We start from the raw sequence: 20416 nt of genomic DNA, 5'->3' as shown, positions 1-20416 counted from the left end.
AATCTACTCTATTACTATTTTATACTCTATTTTATCATAACTATTCAATTTCTACCAATCATAACTATTTGAATTACAATTTATCTTCTGTTTTCTCACTATTTTTCTCATTTTCAATCAGTGTATCCAGCTTTTCACACACTCGCTTTAACTCTGCTCTCAAACAGATATTTTCATTGTGTAAACAAAGAAGTTCTTTTTGAATGGGATCGGGAAAATGAATCTGATCCATTTCTTCTCTTGGTATTCTCATATTATTCTGCTTAACTACTCTTCCCGGAACACCGACAACAGTTGAATTAGGAGGTACTTCAGATAATACCACGGAGCCTGCTCCTATCTTAGAATTCTCACCTATGGTGAAGGAACCAAGTACCTTTGCTCCGGCACTGATCATAACATTATTACCGACCGTGGGATGACGCTTACCCTTCTCTTTACCGGTTCCCCCAAGCGTAACTCCTTGATATAAAGTCACATAGTCTCCTACGATTGCTGTTTCACCAATAACAACTCCATGGCCATGATCAATGAACAAGCCTTTTCCAATGGTCGCACCGGGGTGAATCTCGATACCGGTCTTTCTAACTGTACGCTGGGAATACCATCTCGCTAGAAAATAGTGCTTCCTGACAAATAAATAGTGTGCAATTCGGTAACGAAGGATGGCTTTAAAACTGGGATATAAAAAAACCTCCAATGGTGTTTTAATAGCCGGATCGCGTTCCTTAATAATTTGTATCTCTTCCTTGATATATTTTATAATACCCATCTATATATCTCCTTTTTAAAAAGAGTTATGAACAATTTCAAAAGTATGACTAAATTTTGCTGAGTGTGAATCTAATGTAGTCAACTTAAGATAATTCATCTGCCACACCTGATCGATTACGTGGCAAAACTTCATTGTGCATATTGCGGAACCAACCAATAAGACTTTTATATAAAGGGAATTTCAGAATTTATAAATATATAAAAAACCGCCCCTATAAAATATAGAGGCGGTGAAAGTCGCGGTTCCACTCTATTTGTATATCAAAGATCAATATACATCTCGCACAGATAACGGCTGTCACCGTGTTCAGCTAAGCATTCACCTCACTGAACAAGCTCCCGGATGCACTTCCCTCATATCCTCGTAAAGAATGCTTTCAGCCGGTGACATTCTATCTCTGATACTAATACATGAGTTACTTTCCCGTTCATTGCTTTTGAACTATTACATATCTTTTCTATATACATTTTATGCAAGATGATTCACTTTGTCAATATTATTTCAATTTGGAGTTTGGTTGCCACTCATGTGACAGTCATTATTTTATCATTTTACTATTTTTTCAGATTAATGGTAATGGGTTTTTCCAATTTTTCCATAGGTGCATAAATCCATTCTAATCTATATTTATGATTCTTGTCATTCTGAATGGTAAAGCGAGCCTCTGCTTTTTGTTTATCTTCTATTGTATTACCACTACAACTCTTCATCGTATAGCTGTTCCCCTTCTCATCCTGATAAACCATCATTGCTAAAAAGCTGTAAGACTTCTTATAATCAACAGTATAATTTAATACAATGTTCAGATCCTTGCCTTCCTCAGTCATTGATTTAATCGATACACCCTTCGGAAGATTTGTTATTAATTTATTCTTTGGATCAATCTCTCCATAACGCTTGATCTTATCGATGAGTTCAATACCATCAATATACAAAGTAAGCTGCTTCGTGTTCGTAAAATAACTGCTCTCAAAATCCATGGTTATGATATTTTGATCATTCGTGCTTTGACTAACCAAGCCTCCAGGAGTACTATAAACCTTTCCCTCATTATCTTTAAGTTGGATATCCAAGTCATGTACTGCCGCTTTGTTATTGTTATCATATTGTAGAAATAATCTGGCACGTGACGGATAGATTTCTAACCGATCCAGTAAAATCCGCTGTCCGTTTATCTCTACCCATTGATTAATTGGCTCAAGTTTTTTAGTACCCATGAATTGCTTCTTTATGTGGAGAGGAAAATTAAAGGGTTCATTCACACCCTCTGATTTCATTGTATTTCTTCCATCATCTTTGAACTTCTTATTCTTGTTCACTATGAGCTTCAATTCTATATCAGAAGGAAGTGAATAATTCTCCGGCCATAATTCAACTTTAATTTCATTCATTTTCCCGGATTCATAAATGTCAGGATAAGACATAGGTAAAGGCAATTCGGTTCCTGAGGAATCGGTAAGTCTCAACTCATAGTAACCTTTCTTTACCGGTGCATCCACACGAAAAAATATTGAGAGATGTCCTCCATCCACTATTATATATTCTACCGTCGCAGTAACATCATCCTTCGTTTGATTTTTACCGACCACCTGATAATAATCATTTTCCACTGCTCGCTTTAAACTTTCATCAAAGGATACAAATTGAACCAGCTCTTTCACTATTGGTATCTTACTCATCGCAAATGCAGCCGATGGACTTATATTAACCACTAAAACAAAGATTAATGATAGGGAAAATAAGGCTATAATCGGTGTTCTCCATATCAATCTCCTTCTCTTATGACTTTTAACCCTGGAAATCGCCTTGGTACCGGTGTACTCTAATTCGAATGGAATCTTCTCCATTTCTTCTCTTAACTCTTTATATTCATCAATACGATTCATGCATCCACCTCCAATTCTAACTTTAATAGGGACAATGCTTTGCGCTGCCTAGTGGCCACTGTTCCTTGTGGTAAATTTAGAATCTTTGCTGTCTCCATGACTGTGTAATCACTAAAATATCTTAGATTAATGATTATACGAAGTTCATCCGGTAGTTTAGAAATGGCGTCTTTCAACGGAAGTGAATCATATTCTTCATATGATAACTCCGGCAATTCTTCCATGTTTGTAATTCGTTTTATATGTTTTAATTCCTTCTTACATACATTGATAAGAATCCGAGTTATCCATGTTTTAAAATATTGTGGATACTTCAGTTTTTTAATATTTTTGTAGGCAAGAAAAACCGTTTCATCGACAGCCTCCAAGGCAGCTGTTTCGTTTCGCAGATATACATAAGCAAATCGGTACAATTGCTCTTTGATACTATCAAATTCAAGCAAAAATTTTTCCTCTGGCAGCTTCATTTGAAAACCCTTTCCCTCTTAATTCAATAATAGCAAACAGGTTACTTATTTTAACGAAACCTTTGCTATTATCTACTCTAACTATTAGAGTGTAAAATAAGATATTTTTATTTCCAAACTAGCAATTTTTTCATCTTATTAATATTTAACTTTTTATTATTCAACTTATTAATATTCAAAAAGAAAAACATAATTCTAAGCTGACAGATAATATTATAATATCTTAGGATAACAGAATTATCATTCATTTGTAATTTTCAAAAAATTATTCTTAAAGGTTTAACAATATTACAGAATGACTTTGTATGGTTAACGGTTATTTTCTTAATGCTTACTGCACCCACTACATCCGCTACATTTACTATCACCTTCTGAAGGGGTTACATCGTATTGATAACTCATCATATTTTCTAATAGACATATTGCGTTGGACGCAATGCCCAGCCCTTCCCCTGTAAATCCAAGGCCTTCTTCCGTGGTTGCTTTCACGTTTACGCGGTCTTCTTCAATGGCTAACGCTGAAGCGATATTACTAACCATCTCGGGTATGAAAGGAGCTAGTTTTGGCCTTTGCGCGATAATAGTAGCATCAATATTCTCTATTACATATAGCTTATTATCCAATAAGGTTTTCACTCTCTTTAATAGCTCAATGCTAGAAATTCCTTTATAGGAATCATCATTATCAGGAAAATGCTTTCCGATATCTCCAAGCGCCGCTGCTCCAAGCAGTGCGTCCATTATAGCATGGATCAAAACATCCGCATCAGAATGTCCAAGCAGCCCCTTCTCATACGGTATCTTAACTCCTCCAAGGATTAACTCTCTATTTTCTACTAATTTATGAACATCATAACCGGAACCGATTCTCATGATTATTCCTCCATTATATTTATTTATATGAAACTATTCCACTATTATATATTTTGTTTACTTATGTTGGTTATTATAGAATATTCCTTGCGGTAATGCTATATCTTATTTGAGTAAATTATGAAAATGCATAAAACAAAACAGCAATAATCATCGATTATTGCTGTTTAAGTAGCGAAGGACGGATTTGAACCGCCGACACCGCGGGTATGAACCGCGTGCTCTCGCCAACTGAGCTACTTCGCCATATTCTTTTAAGTGGTGATCAAAAAGTACTTTTTTATTATATTCATAAGCACGTAATTTGTCAATAGTAATATGCGAAATTTTTTTAATAGTTTGAACAATACATTAAATTTTACACTTAATTCTGGTTTAGGTGTGTAACGAATATGACCAGTTACTACACCTAAGCCAGACTTCACAACTCATAGAAATTTGATTTTTAACACTCTAATCCTATAATAATAAACCGGACAGCTCCCCTTGATATAAGATAAACAATTCATGCAATGCACGGGTTATCGCCACATATAATAGCTTGGCATCCGCATCCGTAACGGGATAGCTGTTTTCATCCGGATTCCAGATAATTACTGCATCAAATTCCAGTCCTTTCGTCATGTGAATCGGCAATACCATAACACCGTTTTGGAAGGTCATCTCCTCTACATTTTCACCCAGCTGCCCCAGTGTTACCTTATCCTTCAATAACTCATTTACTTTATTCGTCTCATCGACAGTACGACAGATGATTGCTATTGTATCGTAACCATTCTGTTGCAGCTGCCCGATAATGTGAACGGTATTCTCTACTATAAGGCTTTCATTCTCTAGCTTCTGTACCGTAACCTCATTGCCATGTCGAATGATCGGTTCAATATCATAAGTCTGAAAAGTGCATTTTCTTAATACCCGACTAGCATAGTCTGATATCTCAACTGTATTACGGTAGCTTTTTGCAAGAAGGTAGAATCGATCCTTCTCCGGTGAAAACACCTCATTATTTAGTGTCTCCCAATCATTCATACCCGTATCATAGTGAATATTCTGAGATACATCCCCCATGATGGTATAAGTACAAGTCTTGAATAATTGTTTAAATACGTAAAATAGCATCACACCAAAATCCTGAGCTTCATCGATTATAATATGGCTGACATATTCAAAATCCTTTGTTCGTTTTAATCTCTTTTTGATAAAGGTCAGCATTCCAAGATCATACAGATCAATTTTTTTCTGCTTTAGATTTTCTAAAAGTAAATGAATGATATGGGGCTTTACAATATCAAATCCCAACTCAAGATACTCCTGATTATGAAGTACAAGATCCTCCAGAAATACTTGATAAATATCCATCAAGTTATATTTTTTATTCCTTACTCCATAATAGTTTTTATACTTATTTACCTCAACCTTAACCTCTTCCTTACGCTTATAGTTTTCCTCATTAATATAGGCAACCTTCTGAGCCAAACGCTTATTCAGGAGATCTATTTTCTCCTGTAGAGGAAGATCCGTGAAGAAGTTCATATAATATATGACATCCTCCTGAGATATTAATATCTGGTTTTCGTAAGTTACAGTCGGCTGATTTACCAGAGACAGTTCATATTTCTTCATAAAATGCTCCAGCGCCTTAATGAAATTAATGGAACCCTTAAATCGCTTTAGCTCTCCTTCCTCAAGTGACTGTGATTGCGTTCTGAGTTTTAAAAAGCTATTGCCAAGTTCGTATTTACCCTTCTTTGTGTCAAAATCCTTATCAAGTAATACTAAGAGAAACTCCTCCATCGTCATATGATTGACATTGTACACATCAAGGTTAGGCAAAACACCGGTGATATAATTTAGAAGCATCTTATTACTTCCGATGATAAAGAATTCATCAGGACTGAATTTGTCCTTATAGTTGTACAAAATATAAGAGATACGGTGCATCGCAACAGTAGTTTTACCACTGCCCGCTACCCCTTGTACGACAACATTATGCCAGGGCACGTCACGTATAATTTGATTTTGTTCTTTTTGAATGGTTGCGATAATCTCTCCCAATACTACCTCTTTATTTTTACTGAGGTATTTTGTTAGAAATTCATCATTCGCAATTACATCGGAATCGTAGAAGTCAATCAGCTTACCCTCCGATAATTCATAGGTTCGCTTAAGACTTAGATTAATTGGGATCTCTTCGCCAAACGGTGTTGTATAGGAGCTTTCTCCGATATCACTGTCATAATATACGCTGGATATTGGTGCCCTCCAGTCAATGATCAGATTCTCTGAGGTGTTCTTTCTCACTCCGTTTTTGCCAAGATAGAGAATATAATTTGTAGCGTCGTCCTGCTCCGTATAATCAATTCTTCCAAAGTAGGGCTTCTTTAATGCCAGAATATTCTTATTCAAAATTCTTTGCATCATGGATTTCATATCGAGCCCAATAACAAGATCGTTATGAAGTTCCGGATTGTTCGACCGATAATTATCATAAAGCTCTTTTGTTTCATCATTCGCCTCATGATACTTCTGAAGATAATCATCAATATTCTTCCCAATTATCTCCACACATTCCTGCAGGTGCAGTTCCTCCTTCTGTCTCTCGGTCAACGGCAGAATGGTAGCGTTGTTTAAATCTTTCATTTTAATTCCTCCTGGTAGTAATATTTTTTCAAATATCTTGCCAAGCGACGGCGTAGCTTGATGTACGCTTTTTTTCTTGGATTTTGCCAAGAAAACCCGTGGTAAATATTCTTTTCCAACAAACGGAAAGTCATTATAACACCACGGGTTCTATAAGTCAATCATATAAATAAAATTTTTATCGAATGAAAAACGTAGAATATATTACTTATTAATGCCGGTTTTTATTCCACGATCACTTTAAATAACGTGGTCAAATACCAGTCTGAATCTGCATCATATAACACTTCTTTTACATAAGCGGGATTATCGGTGATAATATTATCCACCCCAATTCTCTGAAGCCTCTCGAGTTCTGACCTGGAATTCACTGTCCAAACATGAAGCTCCTTTCCTTCTTTATGGATGGAGTGCAATACACTCTTTGTAATCAGATTGGACTTCATACTAAAAAAGTCAACATCATCCTTCACTGTTATGCCCGCATATAACTGATATGTGATATAGCCGGTCTGAATTTTGGGATCCAATTCTTTCACTGTATCTAGAGTATTAAGGCTTGTTGAAGAAACTACACATTGCCATTCCATATTATACTCTTGAATTAATGCTACTACCTTCTCAGCCAATCCTTCCTGTGGATTACGGTATTTTAAATCCAAATTCAAAAATATTCTTCCTTTGCATTTTTCAAAGACTTGGCGTAAAGTCGGAATTCTGGTTCCTGCAAAGCTTTGATCCATCCAGCTTCCTGCATCCAGTAAAGAGACTGTATCATAGTTTACATCCCATATGCTTTTATTCAATCCGGTGGTTCGTTTCAGATTAGTATCATGAAGAAGAACCAGTTCCCCATCCCTCGTCATTCTTACATCCACTTCCACATAATCCGCATGCTCCTCTATCGCCTTCTCTATCGCAGGAAGCGTATTTTCCGGAACACTATGAGAAAACCCTCTATGAGATGTCACCTTAATGCTGTCAAGATTCATATAATCGAGCGGAGAACCATTTCTCAACATATTGATAAATAAGTAGCAATTAATCAATATAAGTAGCGACGCGGTAGTAAGCAAAATATCCTTATATGTTCTACCACTTCGGTTGGTAACCGATGTAATAACATTTTCAGAAAATTCTTCATTGCCCTCTGCGTCCTCCGGAATCAGCTTATAATGATGGAAGAGCTGTGTATATAAAGCAATATTGCCTATCGTGCTGATAAGGCAAATCACAATGCTAAGATATATCTTCAAACTATCATTAATTGATATAAATGAAGCAATCGCAAGCCTTCGATCAAAGGTGCTTGATACAAAAAACACCGTCACAGCCATGGTGAAGGTATATATAATCAGCACAATCAGTACAATGCAGATATTCCATCCTAAGAAGTAGAAAAATGTCCGTATCGGTTTATTCTTCTTAAAACTCTTACTTAACTTTACTGATTTTGAATAATCCATCTTGTCAAAAAAATAGTAATGGAATAAAAATGGCTTTCGAAATAATACTCCGTATAACAATCCTGCAAGTATCAATATAAGAATCAACCAGAACAATTGATCCGGCATCTCATCAATCGTATATCGGATTAATCTGGTTTTACTGAAGGTATAGAAAAACAAGGGAAGGTTAAACAGTACCATTGTCATCCATGCCAACGGAATTAGTTTTAAATTACCTTTTATAACCCCATACAATACTTTTACGAAAGAAGTGGATAATGCACTTAATACATGTATCTTTCTACGCATATGAATCATTGTAAAAAAGGTAATGAGGTAATATATCTCAAAGAGTAGGAATAGACCGATGAGATAAAACAATAGAATGATAGCGATCAGATTTACCGGATGAATCAAAAAGTACCCAATATTATCGACCGTAACATGGCGAAAGCCTGTGATCGATAAATTAAGACGATATATAAATGAGATTAACGGCGTAAAAAGGACAATACCCAGGAATAATATAACCCCCTGCCCTAACACCAATGATAAACTATTATGAAATATCAGTTTTACTGAATTAAAATAAACATTATTTTTAGTTCTCTCCATTATAAGCACCTGACATTATTAATATAGTTAAAGAATGACACGTCTGTCCAATTAAGACAAGCATTGCTGTTTTTTCATCGTTAAATATTCATCGGCAGAGAGATTACAAACCTCTAAATTAAATTCGCCGTTGCTATAATCTATAATATTGATACAAGTATTCTTAAGAAATATCTTACCGGTTCCTGTCTTCCCTTGACTGAGAACAGATAGTACAGCATTAATGGAGGCTCCATGGGAAATCATAATAATCTTCTGGTCAGGGTATTGTTCCGCATAGGTCTTCATCGTAGCAAACATTCTGGCACACAGATCATCCCAAGGTTCCTTATCATCTGGTTCACCAGAGGCATAAAATGCATCTCGTTCCTGTGCAGTCATACCGGATACTTTGGAAAAATCACGTTCTGTTATTCCCTCATCCGTAATAATCTGCTCCACTGATACATACTTTCCTATGATTTGAGCTGTTTTACTAGCACGCTTAAGGGGGCTGGAGATAACAGCTTGAAATCGGGTGCCCTGCAGCACTTCGCCACATATTTTAGCTTGTTCCATCCCTTTTTCATTGAGAGGAATATCTTCTCTCCCTTGAAATCTACCTTGTACATTCCAATCTGTCTGACCATGTCTGATCAAATATATCTTCATAAGTAATAATCTCCGAATCAATTTTTAATTTATTCTAACACGATTATACATTCATTCGCTACCCATTTTTGATAAATGGACTTAATTTCTTAATTCATATTATGGGAGTTTATATCCTTTGTGCAAATTATTTTATTAGTATAAATTCCAACTTCTGTCCGGAAATCTCAGTTAAATAAAAAACGTATATAATCCTATGCATCATTGCTACACATAAAATTATATACGTTTTTGTTAAATTCATTCTATGTTGGTACTAGGCAAAAGTTGATAATTCTGCCATACCAAGCATTCATATTATGCTTTAAACCTCATAATTATAGATTGCAGGCTTTGAGCCAAGTCAGATAACTTCTCACTTGACTGTGCCATCTCTTCCATCGAAGTTCCTTGCTCTAACATAGCGGAGGACGCTTCCTCAGTACTTGCAGCATTTTCTTCTGCAATGGCAGACAGCGTTTGAAGCATATCAAGTATATCATTCTTAGACTTTGTCATCTCTTCCTCGGATTCATTTAATCCTGAGATTGCAGTCACAGCCTCTTCCATCGCCTTCATGATAGCTTCGTATTTATGCTTTGTATTGGCTACGCTAGTTAACTGTTCCCCTGCTATCTCATTGATACGTTCTATGCTCTCAACCGCTTTTGTTACCACTGCTTGAAGCTCGGTTACAATACTATTGATATAGTTCGTGGAATTAGCAGACTGGCCAGCAAGCTTTTTAATTTCAGCAGCCACTACCGCAAAGCCTTTGCCTGCTTCACCCGCTCTAGCAGCTTCAATAGATGCATTCAGGGATAAGAGGTTCGTTTGTTCCGCAATATTTGCAATAAGATTACTTGCTTCACCGATTTGATCTGCACTTTCATTCGTCTTTAAAATAATATCATATACATTCTTTGTCGCGATATTATTCTCTTCTGAAATCTCAGTCAAATGTTTAATATCCTTTAAACCACCCATAACAACTTCAGTAACTTTGTCAGAAGCTTTATTCATGCTAAATACTTCTTCTCTGTTCTTTTCGATAATATCACCAAGTTTAATCGCCTGCTCTGATCCAGTCTCTGTATTCTCTGCCTGATCGGATGCACCCTTCGCGATCTCTTCCACGGTCTTTGCTACCTCATCCACCGCTAAAGCAGACTGCTGAACAACTGTGGATAATTGGCTTGCAGTTGAAGATACTTGCGTGGAGGATTCGGTGATTTCGCCAACAATGTTTCTCAGGCTGTCAACAATACTTTGTAACGCTCTTGCAAGAACACCGTTCTCATCGGTTCGCTTTTGATATTTCTCGGGAATATTTTCGGTAATATCAAGATTTGCAATTCTTTGTGAGATTTTTGTCACCGCATTAATTGGTCTTGTTATCGCCTCTCCTATTACATAAGCGATAGCCAATGTAATTACTAAGCTAATTAAAACAGTGATAATAATAATAAATTGCATTGTATTAATTGGATCTATTGCTTCCTTTTTCATTGCTGTTACAACGATGATCCAATCTGTACTCTTGACTTTACTGTATCCGGCATAAACCGAATTCTTATTCTGATCGACAAAGGTAAGAAACTTCGCTTCGCCACGGCTTAATGACTTATCACTAATCATGGTTTTGGTTGCTGAACCAAATGATTTATAAGCGGAATTCTTAGCTGCCTCCTGGATTGGATTCAACTGTTTCGCTACCGCTTCATGATTTTTATCAGCGATTACCTGCCCTTTACTATTGATTAAATATGTATACCCGTTCTTACCGAACTTGATACCAGTTGCCATTACACTTAATGCCATACCGTCTTTTCTACCAATCAAAGCTCCTACTACTTTATTCTCGCTTTCAATTGGTGTAGCAACCATAATGACTGGTTGTCCGGTTACCTTACTGATAATAACGTCCGATATGTTTGTTTGTCCACTTAAAGCCTTTTGAATATAATCTCGCTCGCCAAGATCCGCAGTAGAACCATCCGTATAGCTGGCCTTACCGTTCATATCAACAACCGCAAGATCTATAAAGCTTGTCTTACCAAGCTCACTTTTCAGCAGCGGCAATTGCTTTTCTAAATCCATAGTTTGGATTTCTTCCTGTTGTGCGAGCATGCTGATCTCGACCTTTGATGTCTCTGTTCTGCTTTCTACTAGTTTCGCATTGTTTTCTGCTAATGATGTAACTGAATTCTCAACACTCTTACTTAATAAATTCCTACCGGTAAATACCCCTTGGAAAGTGGTAATGGAAGTAATTGCAATGATGAGTAGGGAAAATAATAGTAAGATCCTAACTTTAATGCTCTTAATATGCATCTTTTTCACCTTTCTTTGATACAAAAATTGATATTCGTAGTAAAACACATATTTTATATATCTAAGAATTAGTATCTTTATTTTATATTATTTTTTGACAATTTGCAATCAAATCTACCCAATAAAATATTCCCATTGAAACAATTTTCTAGTAAAACTGTTCATTTCAATGGGAATATTGTATAAATCATAACTAACAAGTCATATTATGATATATTTCGTCAACTAACATTGGTTGAAACACTGATTCCGCTGGATTCGAGAATTGTTTTCACCTGTAATACTAAATCCTTCGTTGGCTCTTTGGTATCTACTAGTTTATATTCTAAACCAAGCTCCTCCCATTTGAACTCACCCATTTTATGAAATGGGAGGAGTTCAATCTTTGATATATTATCAAAGGAGCGAAGATGATCTGCCAGCTTCTCAATGTAATCCAAATTATCAGTCAAATCAGGTACTAGTACATAGCGAATCCAGGTATTTATCTGCTTCTCCTTCAGATAATCAAGCATCTGAAGAGTTGGCGCAAGAGATACACCGGTAATCTGCTCATATACAAAGGGATTATAGTTCTTAATATCAAGCAGAACAATATCTGCATATTCAAGAATTTTTTTTACATCTGAGCTCCATACATAGCCTGAGGTGTCAATCGCGACGGAGATTTTCTCCTCCTTTAGCAACTTGCACACTTCCAGGATAAAATGTGCCTGTAAAAGTGGTTCTCCTCCGGTAAATGTCACCCCTCCACCTGAAAATTCCATATAAGATTTGTACTTAATAATCTCATCAAAGAGCTGCTTTGGTGTGTACTCCGTACCCGTTGTCGTATCCCAGGTATCAGGATTATGACAGAATTGGCAGCGGAGAGGGCAACCTTGCATAAATACCACAAAGCGTATTCCCGGTCCATCCACAGTGCCAAAGCTTTCTAAGGAATGTATTCTACCAATGATGTCCATAATCCCACAACCTTTCTGCTACCTATATAATGTCCATTGTATTATTAATTTTTTAACCATACAATACATAATCAGATGTATATGATGAATGTAATAAATGATACTTATTTTTTTCCTAATCATGTATGCTAATCATTAAATCCTATCTCTCATGGAAGGTTCTATTTATTACATCCAGCTGCTGCTCTCTGTTCAGTCTAATGAAGTTTACTGCATAACCAGATACACGAATCGTAAGCTGAGGATATTTTTCCGGATGTTCCATAGCATCTAATAAAGTTTCACGATCAAATACATTAACATTAATGTGATGTCCGCTGCTGTTGAAGAAGCCATCCATAAGACCAACCAGGTTCTTCGTTCTGTCATCACCATTCTTACCTAATGCTTTCGGTACGATGGAGAAGGTATAAGAGATACCATCCTCTGCATGCTTATAAGGAAGCTTAGCAACAGATGCCATAGAAGCAATTGCGCCCTTCTTATCTCTACCGTGCATCGGATTTGCTCCCGGTGCGAAAGGCTCACCCTTCTTACGTCCGTCCGGAGTACTTCCTGTCTTCTTACCGTAAACTACGTTTGAAGTGATTGTTAATACAGATAAAGTCTGTTTTGCATTACGATAGGTCTTAACCTTACGAAGCTTATTCATAAATCTCTCTACGATTTCGATAGCGATCTGGTCTACACGATCATCATTATTACCGTATGCAGGATACTCTCCCTCGATCGCATAGTCTACCGCTAAACCTTCTTCGTTACGGATTACTTTAACCTTAGCATGCTTAATTGCGGATAAGGAGTCTGCCACTACAGATAATCCGGCGATACCACACGCTTCGGTACGTAGAATATTGATATCATGAAGTGCCATCTGAAGATTCTCGTAGTTATATTTATCATGCATATAGTGAATTACATTCAAAGTATTAATATATAATTCGGAGAGCCAATCCATGGTCTGATCAAACTTCTTCATTACTTCATCGTATTCCAGATAATCTCCGGTGATCGGTGCAAACATCGGTCCTACCTGTTCTCCGTAAATCTCATCCTTGCCACCGTTGATCGCATACAATAATGCCTTTGCAAGGTTCGCACGTGCACCAAAGAACTGCATCTGCTTACCGATTCTCATTGCGGATACACAGCAAGCGATACCGTAATCATCACCCCATACATCTCTCATGATGTCATCATTCTCATATTGAATGGAGCTGGTGTCAATGGAAACCTTCGCACAGAACTCCTTGAAGCCTTCCGGAAGGGATACAGACCAAAGAACGGTAAGGTTTGGTTCCGGTGCAGGTCCTAAATTATAAAGTGTATGAAGAATACGGAAGCTGCTCTTCGTAACAAGTGTTCTTCCATCCACACCCATACCACCAATGGACTCAGTAACCCAAGTAGGATCTCCTGAGAATAAGTCATTATAGGAAGGGGTACGTAAGAAACGAACCATACGAAGTTTCATTACGAACTGATCTACCAGTTCCTGAACCTCTTCTTCGGTAATTGTACCGTTCTTTAAATCTCTCTCATAGTATATGTCAAGGAAGGAAGATACTCTACCTAAACTCATCGCTGCGCCATCCTGCTCTTTGATTGCTGCAAGATATGCAAAATATGTCCACTGTGTTGCCTCAAAGGAATTCTTAGCAGGATTGCTGATATCAAAGCCATAAGAAGCAGCCATCTGCTTTAATGCCTTTAACGCTTTAATCTGCTCAGAGATTTCTTCTCTCAGACGAATATCCGGTGATTCTAAGATTGGAATCTCAAGGAGTTTCTTCTCCTGAATCTTGTCTTCAATAAGGATATCTACGCCGTATAATGCTACTCTTCTATAGTCACCGATAATTCTACCACGGCCATACGCATCCGGGAGACCTGTGATAATTCCGGTATGTCTTGCCTTTTTCATCGCGTCAGTATAAGCATCAAACACACCATCATTATGTGTTTTACGATTTTCGGAATAGATTAGTTCCGTCTTTTTATCCAAATGATATCCGTAAGCATCTAATGCACTCTTCACTACACGAATACCACCATTTGGCATAATACCACGTTTTAGAGGCTTATCTGTCTGGAAGCCTACGATAACTTCCTTATCCTTATCCAAATATCCTGCTCCAAACGCAGTAATTGTTGATGGAACTGAGGTTTCTGCATCGATAATACCCTTCTTTGCTTCCTCCTGCATCAATTCCTTTACTTGTTCCCAAAGCTGAGTAGTTCGTTCGGTAGGTCCTACCAAAAACGAATCATCCCCCTCGTAGGGTGTATAATTATGTTGAATGAAGCTTCTCACATTAACATCCGTCATCCAGCTTCCGGGTTCAAAATCGTACCATTCTTGTTTCATAACGATCCTCCATTCTGCCAATTCGGCAGCTCCCGGATTCTCAAAGCACTTCTATGTGCTTCTCTCAGATTGATATAGAAACTATATCTCCTTCGCCTACCATTATTGGCACTTATCTTTTATTACACCTATATAATATAACGATAACCGTATATCGTCAAGGCAAAATAATAACAGTAATCATTACCGTTTTGGGATAATTCTCACCATATTTACTAAAGTATTACTAGTGTTCATCGTTATTTTTTATATATACTGACAAAACGTTTCCAGTTACAAACCAAAACCATCATCGTTTAGGAAAGTTTTTATGGATGAAATAATAAAAGCTTGTTCAAAACGTGAATTTTTTCGCTGTTTTGAACAAGCTTTGGGGTTGGATAGAAGAATCAACCCATTTGGGCTTATAAATGTAAATCTATAACTTATCCATGATATACAATTTAACCTTAGAATTGTTTTATGTATAAAAAGCTAGTTTTGCATATAAAAACGATAAATATTAAAACAACCATTACAATTGTTTTTGTATATTTCATAAACTCACCACCCCTTTATAAAATTCGTTAATTGATACATGTCTTGTAATTCTACTTTAGCATTATCTGTTGTAGTAGTAAGCCAAACGTAAGTATTGGTCGACCTTGTTTTTTTAGTAGACATTATACTATATTTTATCTAAGCTATGACGCTTAATAGTTTCTAACAAAAAACTACTGTCATTAAACATATCATCATCAAGTCTATCAAATTGTCTCACTTGTTTCTCCTCTCGAAGACAATAATTTAACCAATACAACATTACCTCACTTACCTTTTCACTGCTATCTATTGTACATCTTACACTCATAGAAAATATCCAGTCAAATGGATTACAATCTAGTAATATAAAGCATCTTTCATCTTTAGTATCTTTAAAAAGGCATATATTTTCTTCACCTTGCTTACTTCGATCAGTCCAGATTATTTTATGTATCATTTCTGTATCTACTTGAATATTCATTACTTTGCCAACATCATCTGCAATTTCCTCAGAATAATCACTTGGAAAAGTAATTGAATATTGTCTCATATCATTATATCTTTTTAGTAATTGGCTATATTTTTTCATTATTTCTTGAATGATGTATTAAGTAACAAATACATCATTTTCTCCTTTCTTTCCAACTTTGATATAATAAACTTAATGCTGTGGCTTATATTTTATCTAAACTATGACGCTTAATAGAATCTAACAACAAGCTAGATTCTTTAAACATCTCATCATCAAGTCTATCAAATTGCTTCACTTGTCCCTCTTCCCGAAGGCAATAATTAAACCAATACAACAATACCTCACTTACCTTTTCACTATTATCTATTGTACATCTTACAGTCATAGAATATATCCAATCGCCTGGATTACAATCTAGTAAGATAAAACATCTTTCATCTTTAGCATCATTAAATATGCATATACTTTCTTCTCCTAGCATTCTATGTCTTGTCGAGGCTATATTGTTAATCAATTCTGTATCTACTTGAACATTCATTACTTTACCAACTTCAACTGAAATTTTCTCAGAGTAATCACCAGGAAAAGTAATTGCATATTGTCTCAAATCATTATATCTTTTTAGTAATTGTCTATATTTCTTCACTTATTTTCTTATATGATGTATTTAGTACAAATATATCATACTCTCCTTTTCTTTCAACTTTGATATAATAAACTTAATGCTATGGCCTATAAGTTAGATACACATAACAGGATAATCCGCCTTAGTATAGATTCATTATTATTTTAAAAAGTATATCCTTTCGCAGATAAAAGTGTCAAATCACTAAGTCTTATAGTATATCTTATTCCCATGCTATCCGTTGCTACCAAAACTCTCCACTACTTTTTCTCAATCTTTATCAACCCAAATCTATAGTCGTCATTAACCAAATTTTCAACAATTACATATTCACCATGTATTCCATCGACATAGTCAAATATGGGTTCCAACCTTTGGTCGCCTTTTAGACCCATCAAACCATATTTTTTAATCTTCATCGCGCCATCAATATAAACATATCCAGGAATGGCATCATATTCTTTATTGTAATAACTGTCATTAATGAAGAATTTAGAGTCTCCTATAAAAACATCTTTCCCTTTCTCATCAATAATACTGGTTAAGGTTTTTGGAACAAAAGCCAAACCGTCCCTGAATTCTCCTAAAAAAGGCGAAGCATCATTACCTGCATCATAAGGATAAAAATCGATAACAATGTTATCTTCATAATCAACATAAGCCCATTCAACCACATCATCTTTCTCCTTTGTAATTTGAACTGCCGCCTTACCTTCACTAAAGTTTTCGACATCATTATATTTTAAATCAATGCATAGCTTTCCGCTGTTGTTTATAAATCCCCATTTACCATTATTCTTAACTGCAGCGTATCCTTCAGAAAAATCTTGAACTTCAGCATATTGGCATTTGGCAATAACTTTGCCATGTTTGTTGATAAATCCCCACTTGCCATTCTTTCTAACTGCATAGTAACCATTATGAAAATCATTTATTTCATCATAATAGAAATCTGATATAATTTTCCCTGACTCATCGATCAATCCCCATTTATGATTCTTTTGAACTGGTGCGCTATGTTCATTAAAATCTCTGGCATCACTAAATTGGTTCCGTATTACTACCTTCCCGGACTTATCGATATATCCCCAACGACCATCTTTTTTAATGCCTGCCAGACCTTCACTGAAGTTGCGCGTATAGTCGTATACTTTATGAAAGATATTTTCTCCTTTTTTATTAATGAAAAAGGATTTCCCATTGAGGTCAACTGATAATATCCCCTCTTCAAAGCTCGAAACTTCTGAATATTCACCCGGAATCGCTATTTTACCATTGGTATCTAGGATGATATATTTTTTATTCTTCTGCTTAGCTGCAACTAAACTTTTATCGATAAAGAACAGGTCACTGTATTGCTCCGCGTTAATGCACCATGTCCATTTCAACTCATTATCCTTTGGTATTGACGTAACTGTTGGACTGATTGGAGTGATTGAAGAAGCACTATTTTTCAGCGGTTCAACCGAACTGGGTTTCGGTGTTATATCGCTATGTATATTTGATATTTCTTTATTACACCCGGATAATACTGATAGCGTTATCAAGAATATTATAATCATCCTGTATGTTTTCATCTTTTGCCTCCGTGACTGAACTTTTTAATATGTTTCTAACTCATAATATAAAACATCACTATTAAGATCAATGTAGAATGCCCCAAAGTAATCATCTTCCGTAAATTGTCGTAAAAAAATAACGGCTAAAAACCGTAATTAAGCAACAAAGAGATTTCACCACTTTCCTTTGTCTAAAAGTACAATTTGTCATTCAATCATATCAGTATTAATACTGCTTAATATCTTGTAAAAACCATATCCTTTACATCAATGTAACTATATCAAATCACCTTTTCAATGGTAAAATTATACACTTATCCTGTATTTATTTCAATCAAAATATATTATTCCAGAAAAGGCTACGCTCCTACGCCTATGCACTTATCGAACAGCCTTTTCTTTATGATTCCATTCTTATTTTTTGAATCATTGTCTTATATCGATAGCATATAATTCAAACATATAAACCTTAAGTTTCCCTCAATAACAACATTATTATCACATACAAAAATCCCGTATGATAAGTGTACATCATCCTATCATACGGGGCTAAAACAATTCATTATTAACTATATTATTTCATAACCAAAATACTCAATTAAATCCACTACCATTCCCTTACAGATTACTATAACCCATCAGGCTTGTATCAACAGCCTTAGCTACTTCACGACCTTCACGGATCGCCCATACAACCAAGGACTGTCCACGGCGCATATCACCTGCAACAAATACTTTATCTACATTAGTCTTGTATTGACCGTTTGCAGTCTTAACGTTGGTTCTTGCGTCAAGTTCAACGCTGAACGCTTTTGCTACATAGGACTGAGTTCCTAAGAAGCCAGCTGCGATAAGGACAAGGTCAACATCGATTTCCTTCTCAGTACCGGCAGCCTCAACCATCATATAACGACCGGAAGCTTCGTCTAATTTGCTCTCAAGGCTTACAAGAACTGCTTTTGTTACATTACCCTTCTTGTCAGCGATAAATTCCTTCACGGTTGTCTGATATAGACGTGGATCGTTGCCAAATACACTTGCTGCCTCTTCCTGGCCGTAGTCGGTTTTGCAAACCTTTGGCCATTCCGGCCAAGGATTATTCTCTGATCTCTTATCCGGAAGCTTTGGCATCATCTCAAGCTGAATTACGGATTTTGCTCCCTGTCTTACGGAGGTACCGACACAGTCATTACCGGTATCACCGCCACCGATTACAAGGACATTCTTATCTTTTGCGGAATTGGTCCATTTTTTTACATTTCCCACATATGAAGTTCCTGCTTCCAATAGATCCATCGTAGCTGCCTTTAAGAAATCTACCGCAAAATAGATTCCGTTTGCATCTCTACCCGGAACCTTGATGTCTCTTGGGTTAGATGCTCCACATGCAAGAATAATACTATCGTACTCTTTTGTGAGGGTTGCAACTTTATAATTTTCGCCGACGTTTGCATTTGTTACAAATGTTACGCCTTCTTCCTTCATGATACCCACTCTACGGTCGATGATGTTCTTCTCTAATTTCATATTTGGGATTCCGTACATTAACAATCCACCGATACGATCCGAGCGTTCAAATACTGTAATAGAGTGACCTCTCTTATTCAATTGATCTGCTGCAGCAAGCCCTGCAGGACCGGAACCAATAACAGCAACTTTCTTGCCGGTACGAATTGTAGGAGGATTTGCAGTGATATATCCTGCTTCAAAGCCATGCTCTACAATCGCATATTCGTTTTCTCTGATTGTAACCGAGTTTCCATTGAGTCCGCAGGTACAAGCTGCTTCACATGGAGCCGGGCACACTCTTCCGGTGAACTCCGGAAAATTATCAGTTTTATGAAGACGTGAAAGAGACTGCTTTAAATTACCTCTGAATAATAAGTCGTTCCACTCCGGAATCAAATTGTTTAGAGGGCAACCGGAAGTCATACCTCCGATGATCATACCTGACTGGCAAAAAGGTACGCCGCACTCCATACAACGTGCACCTTGACATTTTCTATCCTCCATCGAGAGAGGCTGATGAAATTCATTAAAATGATTAATTCTATCCTTAGGAGCTTCCGCTTTGGTATTTAATCTGCTAAACTCCATAAATCCTGTTGGTTTACCCATATTAACCTCCTTTATAGTAATCGGAGATAATAACGAACGATTTCACTCGTTCATTATTATACATCCTTTGTCTCACTTGTCGATAAAGTTCTTACTGACACTTACGCCCTTCAGTAGTT

Annotated in this window: 14 protein-coding genes, 1 tRNA gene and 1 other annotated feature; all 15 genes read right to left on the bottom strand. The window is 36.4% G+C overall.

The window, feature by feature from the left end; translation table 11 throughout:
* Positions 1-73: 73 nt before the first annotated feature.
* The 15 genes from epsC to AC6IWN_RS04125 all read right to left on the bottom strand — a co-directional run bounded on the left by epsC (position 74) and on the right by AC6IWN_RS04125 (position 20297).
* Entirely contained in the window at positions 74-772 is a 699-nt protein-coding gene (gene epsC, locus AC6IWN_RS04195; protein ID WP_497991119.1) for a serine O-acetyltransferase EpsC, read from the bottom strand.
* Between the two features lie 222 nt (positions 773-994).
* Positions 995-1215: a binding site (T-box leader), on the bottom strand.
* Between the two features lie 114 nt (positions 1216-1329).
* Positions 1330-2661 (bottom strand): DUF4179 domain-containing protein, encoded by a 1332-nt coding sequence (locus AC6IWN_RS04190; protein WP_497991118.1) that lies wholly within the window; start codon positions 2659-2661, stop codon positions 1330-1332.
* On the bottom strand, positions 2658-3128 hold the full coding sequence (locus AC6IWN_RS04185) for a sigma-70 family RNA polymerase sigma factor (protein ID WP_497991117.1): 471 nt from the start codon (positions 3126-3128) through the stop codon (positions 2658-2660). The genes AC6IWN_RS04190 and AC6IWN_RS04185 overlap by 4 nt, the downstream gene beginning before the upstream one ends.
* 324 nt (positions 3129-3452) lie before the next feature.
* Complete coding sequence (ispF, locus tag AC6IWN_RS04180; RefSeq protein WP_497991116.1) at positions 3453-4001, bottom strand: 2-C-methyl-D-erythritol 2,4-cyclodiphosphate synthase; 549 nt, start codon at positions 3999-4001, stop codon at positions 3453-3455.
* 172 nt (positions 4002-4173) lie between these two features.
* A tRNA-Met gene (locus tag AC6IWN_RS04175) sits at positions 4174-4247 on the bottom strand.
* 213 nt (positions 4248-4460) lie between these two features.
* Positions 4461-6641 carry a HelD family protein gene (locus AC6IWN_RS04170; protein WP_497991115.1) on the bottom strand — a complete coding sequence of 727 codons (2181 nt, stop codon included), beginning with the start codon at positions 6639-6641 and terminating at the stop codon, positions 4461-4463.
* 224 nt (positions 6642-6865) lie between these two features.
* Positions 6866-8704: a glycerophosphodiester phosphodiesterase family protein gene (locus tag AC6IWN_RS04165; RefSeq protein WP_497991114.1), complete on the bottom strand. Its 1839-nt coding sequence runs from the start codon at positions 8702-8704 to the stop codon at positions 6866-6868.
* Positions 8705-8755: 51 nt separating this feature from the next.
* Entirely contained in the window at positions 8756-9355 is a 600-nt protein-coding gene (locus AC6IWN_RS04160; RefSeq protein WP_497991113.1) for a histidine phosphatase family protein, read from the bottom strand.
* Positions 9356-9652: 297 nt separating this feature from the next.
* Positions 9653-11668 (bottom strand): methyl-accepting chemotaxis protein, encoded by a 2016-nt coding sequence (locus AC6IWN_RS04155; RefSeq protein ID WP_497991112.1) that lies wholly within the window; start codon positions 11666-11668, stop codon positions 9653-9655.
* 221 nt (positions 11669-11889) lie between these two features.
* On the bottom strand, positions 11890-12633 hold the full coding sequence (pflA, locus tag AC6IWN_RS04150; protein ID WP_497991111.1) for a pyruvate formate-lyase-activating protein: 744 nt from the start codon (positions 12631-12633) through the stop codon (positions 11890-11892).
* 142 nt (positions 12634-12775) lie between these two features.
* Positions 12776-15001, bottom strand: a complete 2226-nt coding sequence (pflB, locus tag AC6IWN_RS04145) for a formate C-acetyltransferase (RefSeq protein WP_497991110.1) — start codon at positions 14999-15001, stop codon at positions 12776-12778.
* A 667-nt stretch (positions 15002-15668) separates the two neighbouring features.
* Positions 15669-16073, bottom strand: coding sequence for a hypothetical protein (locus AC6IWN_RS04140; RefSeq protein WP_497991109.1), 405 nt, complete (start codon positions 16071-16073; stop codon positions 15669-15671).
* Positions 16074-16197: 124 nt separating this feature from the next.
* Complete coding sequence (locus tag AC6IWN_RS04135; protein WP_497991108.1) at positions 16198-16641, bottom strand: hypothetical protein; 444 nt, start codon at positions 16639-16641, stop codon at positions 16198-16200.
* 239 nt (positions 16642-16880) lie between these two features.
* The gene (locus AC6IWN_RS04130; protein ID WP_497991107.1) at positions 16881-18197 is read right to left on the bottom strand and encodes a WG repeat-containing protein; all 1317 of its coding nucleotides are present in this window, start codon (positions 18195-18197) and stop codon (positions 16881-16883) included.
* Positions 18198-18797: 600 nt separating this feature from the next.
* The gene (locus tag AC6IWN_RS04125; RefSeq protein ID WP_497991106.1) at positions 18798-20297 is read right to left on the bottom strand and encodes a glutamate synthase subunit beta; all 1500 of its coding nucleotides are present in this window, start codon (positions 20295-20297) and stop codon (positions 18798-18800) included.
* Positions 20298-20416 lie beyond the last annotated feature (119 nt).

This window comes from Variimorphobacter sp. HTMS_6, from assembly GCF_059717775.1.
Note: the sequence above shows the minus strand (reverse complement) of the source record. Positions and strands in the feature narration are given on the sequence as shown.